This window comes from Pseudomonas sp. B1(2018) (assembly GCF_003097365.1).
Taxonomy (GTDB): domain Bacteria; phylum Pseudomonadota; class Gammaproteobacteria; order Pseudomonadales; family Pseudomonadaceae; genus Aquipseudomonas; species Aquipseudomonas laurylsulfatiphila.
This window is the reverse complement of sequence record NZ_PYUK01000029.1, coordinates 1-17,974: the sequence shown is the minus strand read 5'-3', so window position 1 is coordinate 17,974 and position 17,974 is coordinate 1. Positions and strand designations below refer to the sequence as shown.

General features: G+C 62.5%; 13 protein-coding genes and 2 pseudogenes. 5 read left to right on the top strand and 10 right to left on the bottom strand.

Features of this window, described 5'->3' with window-relative positions; genetic code table 11:
• Positions 1-158: 158 nt before the first annotated feature.
• The gene (gene hpaC / locus C9422_RS29985; RefSeq protein ID WP_008002569.1) at positions 159-671 is read left to right on the top strand and encodes a 4-hydroxyphenylacetate 3-monooxygenase, reductase component; all 513 of its coding nucleotides are present in this window, start codon (positions 159-161) and stop codon (positions 669-671) included.
• Positions 672-1,143: 472 nt separating this feature from the next.
• Complete coding sequence (locus tag C9422_RS29980) at positions 1,144-1,440, top strand: DUF6124 family protein (RefSeq protein ID WP_116583140.1); 297 nt, start codon at positions 1,144-1,146, stop codon at positions 1,438-1,440.
• Positions 1,441-1,632: 192 nt separating this feature from the next.
• Here the strand turns inward: C9422_RS29980 and C9422_RS29970 are convergent, their stop codons facing one another.
• From C9422_RS29970 to C9422_RS29935, 6 genes and pseudogenes are all read right to left on the bottom strand, one after another.
• Positions 1,633-2,649: a phosphotransferase enzyme family protein gene (locus C9422_RS29970; RefSeq protein ID WP_116583139.1), complete on the bottom strand. Its 1,017-nt coding sequence runs from the start codon at positions 2,647-2,649 to the stop codon at positions 1,633-1,635.
• A gap of 9 nt (positions 2,650-2,658) precedes the next feature.
• Positions 2,659-3,939, bottom strand: coding sequence for an aspartate aminotransferase family protein (locus C9422_RS29965; protein WP_116583138.1), 1,281 nt, complete (start codon positions 3,937-3,939; stop codon positions 2,659-2,661).
• Complete coding sequence (locus tag C9422_RS29960) at positions 3,932-5,245, bottom strand: amino acid permease (protein ID WP_116583137.1); 1,314 nt, start codon at positions 5,243-5,245, stop codon at positions 3,932-3,934. The genes C9422_RS29965 and C9422_RS29960 overlap by 8 nt, the downstream gene beginning before the upstream one ends.
• A 761-nt stretch (positions 5,246-6,006) precedes the next feature.
• Positions 6,007-7,032: pseudogene (locus C9422_RS33040) on the bottom strand (methyl-accepting chemotaxis protein); the annotation flags it as partial.
• Positions 7,033-7,404: 372 nt separating this feature from the next.
• Positions 7,405-7,914, bottom strand: a pseudogene (locus C9422_RS33035) (cache domain-containing protein); the annotation flags it as partial.
• Between the two features lie 273 nt (positions 7,915-8,187).
• Positions 8,188-9,510: a hypothetical protein gene (locus tag C9422_RS29935; RefSeq protein WP_116583135.1), complete on the bottom strand. Its 1,323-nt coding sequence runs from the start codon at positions 9,508-9,510 to the stop codon at positions 8,188-8,190.
• Positions 9,511-9,792: 282 nt separating this feature from the next.
• Between C9422_RS29935 and C9422_RS29930 the strand changes: the two genes are divergently transcribed.
• Positions 9,793-10,182 carry a cytochrome c family protein gene (locus C9422_RS29930; RefSeq protein ID WP_116583134.1) on the top strand — a complete coding sequence of 130 codons (390 nt, stop codon included), beginning with the start codon at positions 9,793-9,795 and terminating at the stop codon, positions 10,180-10,182.
• Positions 10,183-10,283: 101 nt separating this feature from the next.
• Positions 10,284-11,774 (top strand): aldehyde dehydrogenase family protein, encoded by a 1,491-nt coding sequence (locus C9422_RS29925; RefSeq protein WP_116583133.1) that lies wholly within the window; start codon positions 10,284-10,286, stop codon positions 11,772-11,774.
• A gap of 583 nt (positions 11,775-12,357) precedes the next feature.
• Here the strand turns inward: C9422_RS29925 and C9422_RS29920 are convergent.
• The 4 genes from C9422_RS29920 to C9422_RS29905 all read right to left on the bottom strand — a co-directional run bounded on the left by C9422_RS29920 (position 12,358) and on the right by C9422_RS29905 (position 17,306).
• A complete protein-coding gene (locus C9422_RS29920; protein WP_116583132.1) occupies positions 12,358-14,745 on the bottom strand; it encodes a DUF3772 domain-containing protein in 2,388 nt (795 codons plus the stop codon).
• A gap of 107 nt (positions 14,746-14,852) precedes the next feature.
• Complete coding sequence (locus C9422_RS29915) at positions 14,853-16,283, bottom strand: heavy metal sensor histidine kinase (protein WP_116583131.1); 1,431 nt, start codon at positions 16,281-16,283, stop codon at positions 14,853-14,855.
• An 8-nt stretch (positions 16,284-16,291) separates the two neighbouring features.
• Positions 16,292-16,963 (bottom strand): heavy metal response regulator transcription factor, encoded by a 672-nt coding sequence (locus tag C9422_RS29910; RefSeq protein ID WP_007979096.1) that lies wholly within the window; start codon positions 16,961-16,963, stop codon positions 16,292-16,294.
• Between the two features lie 85 nt (positions 16,964-17,048).
• Positions 17,049-17,306 carry a DUF2790 domain-containing protein gene (locus C9422_RS29905; protein ID WP_116583130.1) on the bottom strand — a complete coding sequence of 86 codons (258 nt, stop codon included), beginning with the start codon at positions 17,304-17,306 and terminating at the stop codon, positions 17,049-17,051.
• A 376-nt stretch (positions 17,307-17,682) separates the two neighbouring features.
• On the opposite strand from C9422_RS29905, the gene C9422_RS29900 reads away from it, so the two are divergent.
• Positions 17,683-17,974, top strand: a 292-nt coding sequence (locus tag C9422_RS29900) for a DUF2790 domain-containing protein (RefSeq protein WP_256590046.1), incomplete at its 3' end; no start/stop codon positions are given.

Sequence of the window (17,974 nt, the reverse complement as noted above, 5' to 3'; positions counted from 1 at the left end):
GCCGGCCCTTGCGATAAAGAAACCACCTAGTCGACTAGCGGAAACCCAACCTCGCCATGGGGATCGTCAGAATGGTTGTGCCGCGCCCGCAGCCTTAGTCTTGTTCCATCACCTACGGGCCGCAAGATGGCGGTCCTCCTGAAGGAAGGGGCATCGACATGGCCGACCTGAGCCAGCAGCAAATCGACTTTCGCAACGCCATGGCGCAGCTGCCTGCGGCGGTGAACATCATCACCACCAACGGCCCCGGCGGGCGCTGCGGCATCACGGCCAGCGCCGTGTGCTCGGTGACCGACTCGCCGCCCACCGTATTGGTGTGCGTCAACCGCAACAGCGCCACCCACGACGTGTTCCGCACCAACGGCCACTTGTGCGTCAACGTGCTGTGCGGCGAGCAGGAAGAACTGGCCCGACACTTCGCCGGCATGACCCAGGTGCCGATGGCCGAGCGCTTCGCCTGGGACCTGTGGGACGACGGCGCGGCCGACGTGCCGGTACTGCGCGATGCCCTGGTGCAGCTGGAAGGGCGCATCAGCGAGTGCAAGGAAGTGGGCTCGCACTCGGTGATGTTCGTGGAGCTGACGAAGGTCGGCGTGCGCGAACCACGCGACAGCCTGGTGTATTTCAACCGCTTGTTCCATCGCCTGGAACATGCCGGCGCGCATTGCTGATAGACCGCGTTATCGTTCAATCGCGAGCAAGCTCGCTCCCACAGTGGATTTGAGTCGAACACAGATGTTGCGTTCGCTGAAAGTCCCTGTGGGAGCGAGCTTGCTCGCGATGGCGGTGCCAGTTTGGAATGCTTGTTTAACGGCTGTAGGAGTAACTTCCTGCAAGCTACAACACCTTGCGGCATTGCCTACAGCTACGCCAGAATCCGCCGGCTTGTGCGCCTTGAGGTCCATCGGTAACTTGATTCGCGTCACTGATTTGCAGTGATCGGGTTTAGCAGCCCGTGGTATTTGAAGGTCGTACGAGTGTCCGTCAGGCAGGTATTCCATACCTGCATTTGATGGCAGCTGTGCGCAGGGCGTCCTTGGGCGCGCCGGCTTTCTTCATTTCCCCGGTCTGCTAACCTGCGTACAGCCGCCACCCCTCGTTTAGCAGCGACGGCGTGGTAGCATCACAACGGAAATGAAAGTCATGCTCAAGGTTACACCTGATCCACCAGACAACGGTTCCTGCCCAAACCCGGCCCTGCACATCATGGCCACTCCGCACAAACCCTCCTCGATGTTCACCATCAACCCGCAAATCGACACCGAAACCCTGCTGGCCCACGCCTGCGAATCGCTGGCCTCGGCGAGTGTCATGGCCAATGACCTGGCGGGTTTTCTGGAAGGCTCGCACCGCAACACCCTGCTGGGCATCGCGCAAGTGATCATGCTGGGGGAGTTGGCGGTGAATCGGGCTTTGGATCAGGTCGATCGCCCCGGCTAACCACGAACACTGTGGGAGCGGCGGTGCGGCGATCCGACTTGCCCGCGAAAGCGGTGTGTCAGTCAACATTGATGTTGGAAGTGATGGCCTCTTCGCGGGCAAGCCCGCTCCCACAGTGGATTTTTGGCGTACTCACTTCTTGTGTTCACGGAAGATCCCTGTGGGAGCGAGCTTGCTCGCGATGGCGGTCTATCAGACCTGCAAATATTCCCGAGCCAACCAGCAAGCCCGCTCAATCAACATCGGCGCCATTTCAATCGCCGTCGGCGTGCCCTGGCGGGTGTGAATCCAGCCCAGGTACGTGGTACCACGCAGCATCAGGAACAGCGCCAGGGTCTTGCGATCCGCCTCGGTCAGCGGCTTGACCGCGTGGTAGCCGTCGAGCAGCGCGGCCTTGATCTGATCAAAGCGCGGGTCATCCAGGCAGAAGTACAGCGCGGTGGCCAACTCGAACATGTGCCAGCCAAACCCGGCATCGTCGAAGTCGATCAGGCGCAGGTGCGGGCCTTCGATCAGCAGGTTCTCGGGCACCAGGTCGGCGTGGATCATGCCGAAGTTGCCCAGGTGCCGACCGTACTGACGCAAGTCCTTGCGTGCCGTGCGCCGAGCCTGTTGCAGCAGCTCCCGTTGCTCATCGCTGAGTTGCTCCAGCTCCCAGAAGCGCCCCCAGAACGGGTTGGCGCCGATCAGGCCTTCTTCATCCCAGGCATGCCGGACAAACTCGTCCGGCTGCTGCCAGTGCGCCGAATGCAGGTGAATGCGCGCGGCAATTGCGCCGGCCTCGCGGAACAGAAAATCGATTTCGGTCTCGGCCTGCACCCCGTTCTCCGAGGTGCCGGCGGTGGCGCCCGGCAGCCAGGCGAGCATGTCGATGTGGCGCGGTTCGCCAATGGCTTGATGGGTGACTTCGACCAGATGGCTTTGATTCTGCGCACGGATGATCTGCGGCACGGTGATGCCGGCGCCGGCCAGTGCCTCCATCCATTGCAGCTCGGAACGTAGTGCGGCTTCGCCGTGATAGCCATTGCGGTGGATGCGCAAGGCGACCCGCTGACCATCGTGGCGATGGGCGGAGAACACTGCGTTCTCGCGAAACTTCACCAGTTCAATGTCGGCGAACTCGCCGTCCCACTGTTGCAGGGCATGGCGCGCCAGTTCGTGCAGGCGGGCCACTTGCTGGTCGTGTGGCAGGGTGCGGAATTCAGTCATGGCAGGGCCTCAAATCGCGCTCAGGGCGTGGTCCAGGGTGTCGACAAACAGGTCGGCGTGATCGCGGCCGAACACCAGCGGCGGTCGCAGTTTGAGAATGTTGTCGCCGGCGCCGATCTTGCTGATCAGCACGCCGTTCTCGCGCATGTCGTTGACCACCTTGCGCGCCTCCAGGCCGGCCGGCTCCTTGCTGGCGTGGTCTCTTACCAGTTCCATAGCGAAAAAAAGGCCCTTGCCGCGCACGTCGCCGATGATCGAGTGCCTGGCGGCCAGCGCTTGCAGGCGTTGTTGCACGTAAGCGCCAACGTCTTGCGCGTTTTTCAGCAGTTGCTGTTGCTCGATCACGTCCAGCACCGCCATGCCGACCGCCGCCGCCACGGGCGAGCCACCGAAGGTGTTGAAGTACATCGCGTGGCGCCCGAAGGATTCGACCAAAGCCTTGTGGGTGATCAAGCCGGCCAGTGGATAGCCGTTACCCATGGGTTTGCCGAGGGTGACGATGTCCGGCACCACACCGTGGGCCTGATGCCCCCATAGATGATCACCGGTACGGCCGAAGCCGGACTGCACTTCGTCGGCGATGAACAGTCCGCCCGCGGCGCGAATCAGCACGGCGGCCTTGTTGACGAAGCTGGCCGGCACCCGTGGCAGGCCTTCGTTGGCGAACAGGGTGTCGATCAGCAACGCGGCCGGGCGAATGCCCTGGGCCTGCATCGAGGCAATCGCGGCGGCGATGTTGGCCGCGTATTGCTCGGCCAGTTGCGCCTCGGTGGTGCCGACCGGTGCCCGGTACAGGCACGGAATCGGCACGGCGCGGGCATGGGCGGCGAAAGGTTCCGGCGAGGGCAGGGCGGTGGTGACTTGCGCCAGCGACGCCGAGTTGCCGTGGTAGTTGTAGTCACTGACGATGATGCCGGTGCCGCCACTGGCAAAGCGTGCCAGCCGCAGCGCCAGCTCATTGGCCTCGCTGCCGGTGCAGGTGAACATCGCAGTGTCCAGCGACTCACCGAAGGTCGCGGTCAGGCGTTCGGCGTAGCGCACCACTTGCTCGTCGAGGTAGCGGGTATGGATGTTCAGCGTGGTGGCCTGGCGGTGCATGGCCTCGGTCACGTGAGGGTTGCAGTGACCGACGCAGGGCACGTTGTTGTAGACGTCGAGGTAGCGACGACCGTCGACGTCGAACAGCCAGACACCTTCGCCACGCACCAGGTGCAAGGGCTTGTCGTAGAACAGCGGTGAGGCGCTGCCCAGTACGCGATGGCGGCGTTGCAACAGAGTGTCTTCAGGCATGGTCTGGAACCTCAATGACGGTGGTGCGACGGTTGCGCAGCAGGTAGTTGAAAATGCACAGGCTGAAGGTCACGGCGAGGGCGATCAGCATCAGCAGGTCGAGCTGGAAGCAGGCGGCGATCACCACCAGCGTCAGGGCCAGGCCCAGCCAGGCAACCAGTTTGCCGCCGGGCAAGGTGAAGGGCCGTGGCAGGTCAGGCTGGCGGGTCTTGATGCACAGGTACGCGGCGAAGATGAACAGGTAGCCAACGTTGAGCAGCAGCACGACCGCGAGCATCACGGTGGCCGGGTCCACTTCGGACAACGGCAGGCCGATGGCGCCGATCAGCAACAGCGCCGGCCAGGGCGTGCCGCGTTTGCCGGTCTTGCCCAGCCATTGCGGGAACAGGCCGTCGCGGGCCATGGCGAACAACTGCCGGGACGCGGCGAACACCAGTGAAAAGAAGGTAGCGATCAAGCCGAACACCGCGCCGCAGCCAATCACTTTCGCCAGCCAGGAGCCGTCTCCGAAGGCGCTGCTGCTGGACATCGCGGCGTACAGCGGATCACCTGCCGAACCGACCAGCTCGACGCCACCGGCACCGGGTGCGCAAACCAGCACCACCAGCGCCGTCACCAGCAAGGTGCCGATCGCCGCCAGAATGCCCCGCGGCATGGTACGACCGGGGTTGTGCGCTTCTTCGGCTGCCGAACCGGTTTGCTCGACCGTGATGAACAACCAGATCGCGAAGGGCACGCAGGCAAAGATGCCGCCGAGGCTGACCGGAGTGGCGACGTTGGCGGGCAGTTTCAGCAAGTTGGCCAGTTCGACATGGGGCGCCATGGCCACGCCGAAGGTGAGCAGGGCGACCACGGCGATGATGCCGGCGATGAAGGTCAGGCCCATGGCCTCACCGACGCCGCGCATGTGGATGCCGATGATCACCGCGAACAGGGCGATCTTCACCGGCCAGCCACCGAGGCCGAAAATCGATTCGGTGTAGGCGCAAATGAACGTCGCTGCCGCGCCGGTGCCGATGGTCAGTGCCAAGGCACAGGCGACCCCGACCAGATACCCCACGAACGGCCCGAACGCACTTTGCGCATACACGAACACGCCGCCAGCGCTAGGCAACGCCGTGGACAGTTCCGCCACGCACAAGGCCAGGCCGCCGCAGAGCAGGGCCATCAATAACGTGGCGATCAGCATGTTCAGCCAGCCACCGGTCGCCAGCCCGAAGTTCCAGCCGGAAAACTGCCCGGCCACCACCAATGCAATTCCGAGGCCGGCAATCTTTGGCCAGCCCAGCGCACTTTTCTTGAGCACAGAAATCTCCCGCGACCCGAAGGCCGATTTATTGTTTTAGTGAGATGTGGAGGGGTTCAGCGTTGCATTGCAGGGCACTTTGGAGCGGGTTGTGCCCCAGAGGTCGACTTCGATACTACGCCGAGGGTGTGGCGCGGCAGGTGTGCGTGTGTGCCATGTGGTTGGTTGTGGGTGCCAGATGTGGGCCTGCTCGCGAAGGCGGGGTGTCAGGCGACGGTGATGTTGGCTGTGCTGGCCTCATCGCGGGCAAGCCCGCTCCCACAGGGTTCTGAGGTGAGTGCAAAGTTTGAGTACACCACAAGTCACTGTGGGAGCGGGCTTGCCCGCGATGGCGGAGTGTCAGTCGATGATGATGTTGGATGTGCTGGCCTCATCGCGAGCAGGCTCGCACACAGGGGATCGTGTGGTGCACCTGGAAATTGTGTGTGGCAGAAAATCCAAATGTGGGAGCGGGCTTGCTCGCGAAGGCGGAGTATCAGTCGGCAAGGATGTTGGCTGTGCTGGCCTCTTCGCGGGCAAGCCCGCTCCCACAAGGATCTCTGGTGAACACAAGATTTGTGTATGGCAGAGATCCAATTGTGGGAGCGAGCCTGCTCGCGAAGGCGGGGTGTCAGTCGGCAAGGATGTTGGCTGTGCTGGCCTCTTCGCGGGCAAGCCCGCTCCCACAGGGATCTCTGGTGAACACAAGATTTGTGCATGGCAGAGATCCAAATGTGGGAGCGAGCCTGCTCGCGAAGGCGGTGTATCAGGCAACTCCGATCTCAGATCCGAAAACTCCCCACCAACTGATTCAACCGCCCGGCCTGCTGCTCCAGCTCGGTACAAGCGCGCAACGTCGCTTGCAGGTTCTCCACCCCTTGCTGGTTCAAGGTGTTGATCCGGGTGATGTCGACATTAAGGGCCTCGACCACCGCCGTCTGTTCTTCCGTGGCGGCGGCGACGGACTGGTTGACGTTGTCGATCTCGCCGATGCGCTGGGTCACGCTGCCCAGGCGGGAGCCGGCGAGGTTGGCGATGGTGACGCTTTCTTCGCTGTGGCGCTGGCTCTCGGTCATGGTGGTGACCGATTCCCGTGCGCCCACTTGCAGCTCTTCGATCATCTGCTGGATCTCCAGCGCCGAGGCCTGGGTGCGTCCGGCCAGGCTGCGCACTTCGTCCGCCACTACCGCAAAGCCACGACCCGCTTCACCGGCCCGCGCCGCTTCAATGGCCGCGTTGAGCGCCAGCAGGTTGGTCTGCTGGGAGATGCCCTTGATCACTTCGAGGATCTGCCCGATGTTCACGGTCTTGTCGTTGAGCACTTCGATGTTGGCGCACGAGGCGCTGATCTTGCCCGACAGTTCGTGCATCACCTCGATCGTGCGCTGCACCACCTGGCGTCCGTCCTCGGCCTGTTGTCGGGCACTGGACGCCTGGTGCGAGGCATCGCTGGCGTTGTGGGCGATCTCCTGGGCGGCCGCGCCCAACTGGTTGATCGCCGCCGCCACGCTGCTGGTGCGGGTGGATTGATCGTCGAAATTGCTCAGCGAAGCGTTCGATGCATTCAGCACGCGCCGGGCACCCTCATTGACGCCGAGGGCTGCCGAGGACACCTCGCGCATCGACTGGTGGATGCGTTCGACAAAGCGGTTGAAGGCGGACGCCAGTTGACCGATTTCATCCCGCGATTGCACCTGCAGGCGCCGGGTCAGGTCGCCTTCGCCGAGGGAGATATCCTCCAATACGCGGGTCAGCACTTGCAGCGGCCGGGTAATGCGCCGCGCCGTGTACCCGATCAACAGCAGGCCGAGCAGGGCCGAGCCGCCACCGAGGAGCAATTCCAGCGCGGTGCTTTGCACGCCTTGGGTATCGAGTTCCTTTTGCAAGGTGGTCACCGGCGCCAGCAGGATGTCTTGCGGCACGCCGACCAGCACGCCCCACGGCGCGGCGCCGGCAATCGGTGACAGCGGCTCAAGCACCTCGATCTGCCGGGCGTCGACAAACACCTTGGGTTTGCCCTGGCGCAAGGCGTCCATCACCTCGGCGCTGTCCATCGGCTGGCCGAGGCGGCTGACGTCCTGGCTGTTGGCGGAGATCACCCCGCGCGGGCTGACGATGCTGATCTGACCGTTGCCTTCGAACAACTCACGGGCGCTGGCCTGACTGTTCTGTTGCAGGGCGGCGAGGTTGATGTCGAGCCCGACCACGGCGATCACCTTGCCGTTTTCCAGCAACGGGAAGGCCACGCTGGTCACCAGTTTGCGGCTGCCGGACGCCTCGTCGAAATAAGGCTCGAGCACACAGGCCTGACGGGTGTCGCGGGCGCAGGTATAGAAGGCGTTGTAGGGCGCACCGCTCGGCCCCGGCTCGGTGTTGGCAAGCAGGCCTTCGTCGCCGATCACCGCTTGCAGTTCGCCGGGTTTGCTCTGCACCCAATACAGGGCGAAGCGTCCGGTTTCATTGCTGCCAATGTCCGCCTGGTGGGCGAAAACAGCGTCGTCGCCGTCGAGTCCACCGGGTTCGAAAATGACATAAAGCCCGAGCAGGTCGGGCTTGTCGATCAAGGCCTGGTGAAGCTGGGTGCCCAGCTCCCGGCGCAGTTGCTGGCGGGTCAGGCTGCCCTGCTGTTGCAGCTGTCGCAGGTACAACAGGTAGCGCGATAACCCCTGGCCGTATTCGTGGGTCTGCATGAAGGTGCGTTGCACTTGCATGGCCTGCACTTTGCCCAAGGCCTGCATGTGTTCCCTGGCCGCATTGGCGAGCATGTCACCGCTGGCTTGTGCAACCTGCCGGCTGCTCTTGTGGGTCTGATAGAGCGACAAGCCCATCAACAAGCCGACGACCAGCAGCAGGCAGAGCCCGGCGAGGAGGGCGATCTTGCTCTGGATCGTCAGGAGTTTCTTGTGCATTGGAAATACCTTTTTCCACGTGGGCAATGACGCTGCCATTGCCCACGACCGAGGTTAGAAACCGGTGACGAACAGCAGTTGGGCATAGACGTTCCGGTCGTTGTTGCCCAGTTGCGTGCCGCCGTTTTCGGCGCTCTTGTCCGGCTGGAAGATGCCCACCAGCGGCATCACGGTCAGGTGGTCGTTGACGTGCCATTCGGCATACAGGTCGACTTCGTGGCCGTCGGTATTGCCCAGGCTGCGGTCGATGGTGTCGAAGTTGAAGTACAGCGCGCCCAGGTTAAGGTTTTCCAGCGGGGAGACTTTCAGCCCGACGTTCTGAATCCGCGAGTTGCTGTTGAACGGCCCGGCGTAGTTGCCCGCCACTTCACCCTGGAACCAGGTGCCATAACCACGGCTCATGCCGTAGAACAAGGTGTCGTAGCCTTCCGAGAAACGGCTGTAGCGGTAGCTGACGTTCGGGGTCCAGATCGCGTCGGAGAAGGTCCAGCCGGCTTCCAGGTACCAGGCGTCTTCGGTGGCGGCGTGGGGTTTGTCCTGCTTGGCGTATTCGCCGGACAGGAACAGGTCTTTCACTCCGGCATTGCCCGCCGCGCGCAGGCTGTAGGTCTTCATGCCGTCGCGTTCGAGCTGGATCGGCGAGGCGTACTGCTCGTCGATGTCGGTGGTCTTGATGTAGGTCAGGCCCACCGTGCCGGCTTCGGCCACGTGCTCCAGGGTGCCGACGTACATTTCGGTCTTGGCCTGGGCGCGGTTGTCGGACTTGAGCCACATCAGGTCGCTGCGCCAGCCTTCCTTGCCGCCCAGACGCAATACGGCGGTTTCGTCGAAGGCTTTGCGAGCGGCCAGGTAGTAGGCGCCGCCACGGTTGAACTCGCCGTCGGCCAGGCCCTTGCCCATGTTCAGGGCGTCGCCGTCGATCAGGAAGCCGTCACCGACCACGATGTTCTGGCGGCCGAAGGACAGGTCCACACCGTCCTTGCCCAAGGCGCTGAACAGATCGGCCGAACGCCAGCCGAGGTAGGCGTCTTCGAACTTGGTGGTGCGTTCCGTACCATCGCTGAAACCGGCGGCATCGCCGTCGCCCCAGGTGCCGGAGCTGAGCAGGTTGCCCGCGCCGTAAGCCGTGCCCGCACCGCCCAGGCCCTTGTCGAAACTCAAACCGTATTTGATGTAGCCCTCGCGCCACGACGAGGAACCTTCGTCGAGACGGCCGGACAGGGCGTAGTTTTCCTGGCTGTGGAAAATGCCGAACGCGGCTTCGAGGGTGGCGTTCAGATGGCTGTCATCATCGGCGTACAGCTCATAGGCATTGGCCTGGCCGGCGCTGATCATCAGCGCGAGCGTCGAGAGACGAAGCAAGGGGGACTTGAGCATGGTGTGGCATCCGTTCTTGTTCTTGAGCGCAGGTTTGCGGTCTGCCCGGATACTAAGTCGCGGCTTTCGTTTGCCCTTTTCCCTGTTTGCCAATTAGTTGGTTGTGCATGCCAGATTGTCCGGTTTGGCAGCCCCGGCAACATAACTGGCACGCAGGGCAAAACCTGCGTGCCGACGACCACCGACAATCCCCACCAAGCTGCCGAAGCACCCTGGCCTCGGCATTTTTTGGTGTTGTGTTCGCCTGCTGGCGAGCGCGTGGATTTTCAAGGGCGTTTTCTTATGTTCACTTCGTTGCGTTTGCCCCTCATCGGCTTGCTGTCCTTCACCCTGGTTCAGGCGGTGTCTGCCGCCGAGTGCGCCACGGATACCCAGCGTGGTGCCGAAGTGTTTGCCACTGAGTGCAGCGTCTGCCACGCGGTGACCCAGGGTACGACCGGGATGATGGGGCCGAATCTGTTCGGCGTGTACGGGCGCAAGTCCGGCTCGCTGCCGGGCTTCAGCTACTCCCAGGCCATGCGCGACAAAGACGTCAGCTGGCAAGCCGAGAACATCACGCAATTGATCACCCAGCCCCAGGCCTACGTACCGGGTACCTACATGCCGTACATGGGCCTGGCTTCCGCCGACGACCGTCAGGCGGTCGCGTGCTTTCTCAAAGAACAACACTGATCAGTCGAATTTCCGCCTGACAACCACCAACCCCTGTGGGAGCTGGCTTGCCAGCGAAGACGGCCTTGAGTCGGCTCCTGCACCTGAATGAAAGGTGATTTATGAGCAACGTTGAAATCCTGCCCCAGGTGGCTGCATTCCTCGAACGTCGTCACGGCTGCTTCATTGACGGCCAGTGGGTGTTTGCCGAGGGCGACAGCATCGCCGTGGTCAACCCGGCCACCGGGCAAACCCTGTGCGAAACCCTGGATGCGCCGCTGGAGATCGTCGAGCGCGCCGTACAGTCGTCGCACAAGGCGTTCAAATCCGGCGTGTGGTCGAGCCTGCGCCCGGCCGACCGTGAGCGCATCCTGCTGAACTTCACCCGCCTGGTCGAAGAACACGCCGAAGAACTGGCCCAACTGGAAACCCTGAGCCAGGGCAAGTCGATCAACATGGCCCGTGCGCTGGACCTGAACGCCACCGTGGAATTCATGCGTTACATGTCCGGCTGGGCGACCAAGATCGAAGGGCAGACCTTCGACGTGTCGATTCCGTTGCCACCGGGTGCCAAATTCACCGCGTTCACCAAGCGTGAACCGGTGGGCGTGGTGGTCGGCATCGTGCCGTGGAACTTCCCGCTGCTGATCGCCGCCTGGAAGCTGATGCCGGCCCTGGCCACTGGTTGCACCGTCATCATCAAGCCGGCGATGGAAACCCCCTTGACCGCCATGCGCCTGGCCGAGCTGGCGCTGGAAGCGGGCATCCCGGCTGGCGTGTTCAATGTGGTCACCGGTGGCGGTGCCTCGGTCGGCGGTGTGCTGACCTCGCATCCACTGGTGAGCAAGGTGTCGTTCACCGGTTCCACCGCCGTGGGCAAGAGCGTCGGCGTGGCGTGCATGGAAAACATGACGCGCTTCTCCCTGGAACTGGGCGGCAAGAACCCGATGATCGTGCTCGCCGATGCCGACATCGAAAAAGCCGTGCAGGGCGCGATCCTCGGTGGCCTGCTGAACAACGGCCAGGTCTGCGCCGCGGCATCGCGCTTCTATGTGCACCGCTCGATCCACGACAAATTCGTCGAGGCCCTGGCCGCCGCGGTCTCGGCGATGCCGATTGGCGCGGGCATGAACGGTGACGCGGCGATCAACCCGCTGGTGTCGCGCAAGCAACAACAAAGCGTGCTCAGGCATATCGAACTGGCCCGCCAGGAAGGTGCGCGGGTGGTGACTGGCGGTGAGTTGCTGCAAGGCGATGGCTTCTTCGTGCAGCCGACCATTCTGGCGGACATCGACCACAGCATGGCCGTGGCCCGCGAAGAAGTGTTCGGCCCGGTACTGGGCGTGATGCCGTTCGACGACGAAGACGCCGTGATCGAACTGGCCAACGACAACCGCTACGGCCTGGCCGCCAGCCTGTGGACCAACGACCTGGGCAAAGCCATGAACCTGGTGCCACGCATTGAAGCCGGCACGGTGTGGGTCAACGCCCACGTACTGCTCGACCCGGCAATGCCGTTCGGTGGCGTCAAGCAATCGGGCATGGGCCGCGAGTTCGGTCGCGCGGTGATCGAGGCCTACACCGAGCTCAAGTCGGTGTGCATCGCCCACTGATCAAACTGTGGGAGCGGCCGAAGGCTGCGATCTTTTGCTCTTGTTTTAAACATCAGGATCAAAAGATCGCAGCCTTCGGCAGCTCCTACGGATGGGGGTTGCGTGGTAGGTGGTGGTTTTGCCAGTTGCAGCCGGTACGGTGGGCCGCGTGCGGTGATCGAGATACCTGTAGGAGCTGCCGAAGGCTGCGATCTTTTGCTCTTGCTTTAAACATCAGGATCAAAAGATCGCAGCCTTCGGCAGCTCCTACGGATGGGTGTTGCGTGGTAGGTGGCGGTTTTGCCAGTACGGTGGGCCGTGAGTTTGGTCGTGCGGTGATTGAGGTACCTGTAGGAGCTGCCGAAGGCTGCGATCTTTTGCTCTTGGTTTTAAAAATCAAAGATCAAAAGATCGCAGCCTTCGGCAGCTCCTACGGATGGGGGTTGCGTGGTAGATGGCGGTTTCGCCAGTACGGTGGGCCGCGAGCTTGGTCGTGCGGTGATCGAAGGCACCTGTAGGAGCTGCCGAAGGCTGCGATCTTTTGCTCTTGTTTTAAACATCAGGATCAAAAGATCGCAGCCTTCGGCAGCTCCTACGGATGGGGTTACGCGGGAGGGGGCGGTTTCGCCAGTTCAATGCCGGCGGCACCCAGGCGCTTGAGAATTTCAAACAGCAACTCGCTCTTGATCGCCCCGACCGTGCGCGGGCTGCCGACGTAGCCGGTGATGGTCAAGGTGATGCCTTCCGGTTTCAACTGGCTGAAGCGCAAGAACGGCGCCGGTTTATCCAGGATGGATTCGTACTCGGTGTAGCTGTCCATCAGCAGGTTTTGCACCAGTTCCGGATCGATATCCAGCGGGAACATCAGTTCGAGTATCACTACGCCCTGGGCGCTGCCGCCGAGGGTGACGTTGCGCAGGTTCTGCGAAATCAGGTGGGAGTTGGGCACGATCATGATCGAGCGGTCGGCCAGTTGTATTTCCGTGGCCCGCACGTTGATCCGTCGTATGTCGCCTTCGACGCCACTGATGCTGATCAGGTCGCCGACCTTCACCGGGCGCTCGGTCAACAAAATCAGGCCGGAGATGAAATTCTTCACGATCTCCTGCAGGCCGAAGCCGATGCCCACCGACAAGGCACTGACGATCCAGGCCAGGTTGGTCCACTTGATCCCCAGCGACGACAGCGTGAGCAGCACGACCAACGCGTATCCGATGTTGGCGAACAGGGTGCTCAGCGAGGCGCACATGCCCGGGTCCATCTCGGTTTTCGGCAAGAACTCGCCGTCCAGCCAGCGGCGTAGCGTGCGAATCAGGTAGACACCGATCAGCAGTGTCAGGAAGGCACGCATCAAGTTGTCCGGGACGATGTTCAGCTTGCGCAGCCCTTCGCCACCGAGAATGGCCGCGGTGCTGGTGACCAGTTGCCCGAACGTCGTACCGACGCCGCCGACAAACAACGCAATGACGCCGACCAGCATCAGGATGGCGCGGCCCGCCCCGGAAAACACGGTGCAGATCTGCTCCAGGCGTGGATTGCCGATGCCCAGCAGCTGTTTGATCGCCTTGCCGGTTGGTTGCCTGGGTGAAAAAAGCGATTCGCAGGTGTCCTGGTACACCTGCGTGAGCAGGTAGAACGCGGCGAAGACGATGAAAATCCACACCATTTCATAGGTGATGAACCGTGCCATCGTCACGTAACCGATCACCAGGGCGAACAGGGATACCACCACGGCAATGCCGGCAAACACATAAATCAGGCCGGCGGACGTGGTGACGCCTTCGGGAGTCTCTCCGGCAACGATCAGCGCCCGTCGGGTCTTGCTGACGCGCAACAGCAGCGCGCCGATCACCAGTGCCACGACCAACGCCACGATTCCCCGGCCGAACAACACCACTTCGGCGCTCATGCCGGTGACGTTGCTCATCTGCACCAGTGTCACCAGCACCAGCAGCAGGCTGGCCAGCCGCCTGGGGTAGGGCTCTATCGCCAGCGCCACCGGATCGGCGATATCGGGCAGGCGCCATGAAGGATGTTTGGTCGACAGCAACGCGCGGCTCAATCCGGTGATCATCACGCAGGTATAGGCCAGCTTTTCCAGGTATTGCGCCAGGTCGGCCAGCAGCGGGGTGTAGGGCAGTTGCCGGGTCGCGGCAAAGTGCAGCAATTGCAGGGCGATGCCGGCGCTCAGCACCGTCGCCAGTACCGAGGCCAATGCCAGGGAGCTGCGCCTTAACCGGCCTTCGGGCATTCGATGGATGCACAGCCACGCCAGACCCCGACCGGCGAATTTTCGCCCCAGGCTCCAGATGACCAGGGCCAGCACCAGCAGGGAGGCCGTGATTGCGCGTTGACCAGGTTGCCAGGCCGCCTGGTGCGTGACATTGAGTTGCTGGACGAGGGCGCTGAAACGTTGGCGGTCATCGAGCGGAAGATCGAACAATGGCGACCAGAACCGCGGGTTCAGGATGCTGTTGGTCTGCTGGGTCACCTCCGCCTCCAGCAGGCTGCGGCGAATACTGGCAATCTGGGTGATCAGCTCGGCGGCACTGACTTTCAGCGCAGCCAGGGTTTTGAGCTGGTTGTCGATCCTGTCTTTTTGCTCGCCAAGGGTGTCTCGTTGGGTGGTAATGGCAGACGTCACCTGTGCGCTCTCGTCGAGCGGCACTGGCCCCAGCACGTTGAGTTGCGCCTGCAACTGTGCCTGTCCAGGCAGCAGCGATGTGGAGTGGCGTTCAATATTCTGGATCAGTGCCAGCACCAGGTCCTGCGCACTTTCCAGCTGGGTATAGGTGCTGGCCTGGGAAACCTGCTGCTTGAGGCTGTTCAACTGGCTTTGCAACCCCAGCAGTTCGCTGTCGGAGATGCTGATGACCGGGGCTGTGGGGGCGGGAGCAAGGGTGTCGGCCATGGTCGCCGCCGACAGCCATCCCGGGGTCGCCACCAGCAGTGCGAAGGCGACGTAAATCATTGACTTCCATACATTGCACATCGGCGAGCTCGACGGTTTGTTAGTCACTTAGCCAAAGAGGTTAGGCCATGACTCGCACCCTGGGGCGATGTTTTGTCGAAAGTGTCCGGCCGGTGTTCGCCCGGGCGCTACTCATGCTGTTGCCGCGCCGGGAAAAACAGTTCGAAGCAGGTGATGCCGTCGGCACTGCTGACATGGCAGGCGCCGTTGTGCAGTTGCATGATCGTCGCCACGATCGACAGGCCCAGGCCATTGGACTGGGCCGAGCGCTCGCGGGATTCATCGACCCGGTAGAAGCGTTCGAACAGCCGTGGCAGATGCTGCGCCGGGATGGTCTGGCCGTGGTTGCGCACTTGCACCTGGATGCCGTCGGCGGTCGGGTTGGCGTGAATGCACAGCTCGGAATGCGGCGCGCCGTACTTGATGGCGTTGGCGCACAGGTTGGCCAGGGCACGGCGCAGCAACATGGGCTCGGCCCAGATCAGGCCGCTGCCTTGGGCATTGATGCTGATGCCTACATCGGTCGCCGGGCCTTCGAAATAGTCGGCCATGCGTTGCATTTCGTCGGCGGCATCCAGTTCCTGACGCTGGCGCAAGGCGCTGCGCGGATCGGTGCGGGCCAGAAACAGCATGTTGTCGAGCATGCGCGCCAGGCGTTCAAGCTCTTCGACATTGGAGGCCAGCAACTGCTGATAGGCGTCGGTGCTGCGGTTCTGCTGCAAGGCCACCTGGGTTTCGCCGAGCAGGTTGTTGATCGGCGTGCGCAGCTCGTGGGCCATGTCGGTCGATACCTGACCCAATTGCACAAAGCCTTTGTCCAGGCGGTCGAGCATGGCGTTGAAGGCGTCGATCATCGGCAGCAGCTCCAGCGGTGCGCCCTGGCTGTCGAGGCGCTCGTTGAGGTTGCCGACGTCGATGCTCTGGGTGTGGCGGGCCAGGCGCCGCACCGGCAACAGGCCGCGATGCACCAGCACATAACCGGACAACGCCAGCAGAATCGCGGCCACGGTGGCGAAAAGGTAGACGTTGAGCCGGTAATCGGCGAGCACGGCGGTGCGTTCGGTCATCAGGCGCCCGGTCACCACTTGCAGGCTGCCCAGGTCTCCGGAGTCGATGGTCGCCGCCAGGGCGGAAAACGGCACGCCGTTGACGTTGGGCAAATGCTGCACGTCGTCCAGGGTCAGTCGATGATCCATCGCCACCGGGGTCAGCACCGGCATTTTCAGGTTGCCCGGATTGACCACCAGCAACGGTGGTTGCCCCGGAGTGCCGATGGTCAAGAGGGCCTCGCGGTTGCCCATCATGTTCTGGAACAGCGCGGGCTTGGCCTTGATCAGGTCCAGGGTGTTGCTGTCGTTGAGGAAGGTACGCAACTGGTCGATGCGGGTGATCAGGGCAATGTCGTCGCGATGGATCAACTCGCGTTCCAGGTCGCGGTACAGCGCCACGCCCAGCAGCGCCAGCGAGACAAACGCCAGCAGGGCGAACACCAGCGCCAGGCGCAGGGTCAGGGAGTGGCTCAGACGAGAGGCGGATCGCAGCGGCGTCATGGCATTCATGGGGGCATTCAAGGTTGAGTGTCGAAGCGATAGCCGATGCCGCGCACGCTGTGGATCAGTTTGAGCTGGAACGGATCGTCGATTTTCAGGCGCAGGCGGCGCACTGCGACATCGACGACATTGGTGTCGCTGTCGAAATTCATGTCCCAGACCCGCGAGGCGATCATCGAACGTGACAGCACTTCGCCCTGATGCGTGGCGAACAGGTGCAGCAGGGCAAATTCCTTGTTGGTCAGGGTGATGCGGTTGCCGGCGCGGCTGACGCGACGCTTGAGCACGTCGATCTGCAGGTCGTCGACGTGCAGGTGTTCGTCTTCCCGGGTAGGGCCGCGGCGGGTCAGGGTGCGCAGGCGCGCCACCAGTTCGGCGAAGGAAAAGGGTTTGATCAGGTAATCGTCGGCGCCCAGTTCGAGGCCCTTGATGCGGTCGGCGATGTCATCCCGGGCGGTGAGGAACAGCACCGGTGTGTCGGCTTCCTTGCGCAGGCGGCGCAGGACTTCCCAGCCATCCATCTTCGGCATCATGACGTCCAGCACGATCACATCGAAGTCGTGCTCCAGGGCCAGGTGCAGGCCATCGACGCCGTCGCGCGCCAGGTTCACGGTGTATCCGAGTTCCTGCAGGCCGTTGAGCAGGTAATTGCCGGCCTTGGGTTCGTCTTCGACTACGAGGATGTTCATGGACACTCTGCCTGGTTCGGTCGGGCTACGGGGGCGCATCAGTGGCGCAAGTGTAGCCCGATCGGCGGTGATGGCAGGCATCCGCTCAGTTCTCGCCCAGGCAGTTCACACCCTGAACCTGATAGTCCAGTTGATGCTCGCGACCCTGGTGGTCGAGGTAGTTGAACTGCGCGGGCACGATGCCGCACTTGCCGTTGAGGTCGGTCATGGACAGGACCTTGGCCACTTGCACCGGGACATAGAAGCCGTCCTGGTCGTGGATGATTGGCGAGGTGGACTGGGTGGCGGCAAACGCAGAGCCGGTGGCGAGCAGGGCGGCAAGGCCAGCGATCAACAGTTTCATGATGAATCTCTCTCTACAAGGGCAGGGGGGCTGCCGGGTCTGGCCTGGCAGTGAGTTCAGGCTAACGAGGCGATCCGGACAGCCGACCAACAACTCGATTACAAAGTTGTAATGAAACGCCCCTGCAACACCGCAATCCCCTGTGGGAGCGAGCTTGCTCGCGATGACTGAGTGTCAGTCGACATTTTCGTGTCTGACACACCGCTATCGCGAGCAAGCTCGCTCCCACAGGGAGGTGCAGCGCCTTTGGCAGGTGGTTTAAGCAAAACAGATCAACCCGCGGATCCATGGCCTAAGCTTGTTCGCAGGCCCCTGTTCATCGAGCACTGCGATGGGCAAGCGGCACCTATAAAAACAATGCAATCAGGAGATGCCCATGTCCGCTTTGATCCGTCGTTTCAATCGCTGCATGGCCGCCGGTTTGACCGCTGCCGTGCTTGTCGCACCCGCCTTCGCCCTCGATACCGTGAAATTCATGGCTCCGGGCTCGGTGGGCGGTGGTTATGACCAGACTGCCCGTGTGCTGGGCAAGGCCATGGTCGAAGCCAATACGGCCAAGGCCGTGACCTTCGAGAACAAGGGCGGCATCGTGCCCGCGCAGTTCAACTACCTCGACCACCAGGGTCGCGAGCATCAACTGGACTATCAGGTTCAGGGTGTGAACTGCC

Excerpts from the sequence above, each read along its gene's own strand:
- C9422_RS29970 (WP_116583139.1), bottom strand. The coding sequence starts at position 2,649 with ATGACTGAATTCCGCACCCTGCCACACGACCAGCAAGTGGCCCGCCTG.
- C9422_RS29930 (WP_116583134.1), top strand. The coding sequence starts at position 9,793 with ATGTTCACTTCGTTGCGTTTGCCCCTCATCGGCTTGCTGTCCTTCACC.
- C9422_RS29910 (WP_007979096.1), bottom strand. The coding sequence starts at position 16,963 with ATGAACATCCTCGTAGTCGAAGACGAACCCAAGGCCGGCAATTACCTG.
- C9422_RS29915 (WP_116583131.1), bottom strand. The coding sequence starts at position 16,283 with ATGAATGCCATGACGCCGCTGCGATCCGCCTCTCGTCTGAGCCACTCC.
- C9422_RS29920 (WP_116583132.1), bottom strand. The coding sequence starts at position 14,745 with ATGTGCAATGTATGGAAGTCAATGATTTACGTCGCCTTCGCACTGCTG.
- C9422_RS29905 (WP_116583130.1), bottom strand. The coding sequence starts at position 17,306 with ATGAAACTGTTGATCGCTGGCCTTGCCGCCCTGCTCGCCACCGGCTCT.
- hpaC (WP_008002569.1), top strand. The coding sequence starts at position 159 with ATGGCCGACCTGAGCCAGCAGCAAATCGACTTTCGCAACGCCATGGCG.
- C9422_RS29980 (WP_116583140.1), top strand. The coding sequence starts at position 1,144 with ATGCTCAAGGTTACACCTGATCCACCAGACAACGGTTCCTGCCCAAAC.
- C9422_RS29925 (WP_116583133.1), top strand. The coding sequence starts at position 10,284 with ATGAGCAACGTTGAAATCCTGCCCCAGGTGGCTGCATTCCTCGAACGT.
- C9422_RS29935 (WP_116583135.1), bottom strand. The coding sequence starts at position 9,510 with ATGCTCAAGTCCCCCTTGCTTCGTCTCTCGACGCTCGCGCTGATGATC.
- C9422_RS29965 (WP_116583138.1), bottom strand. The coding sequence starts at position 3,939 with ATGCCTGAAGACACTCTGTTGCAACGCCGCCATCGCGTACTGGGCAGC.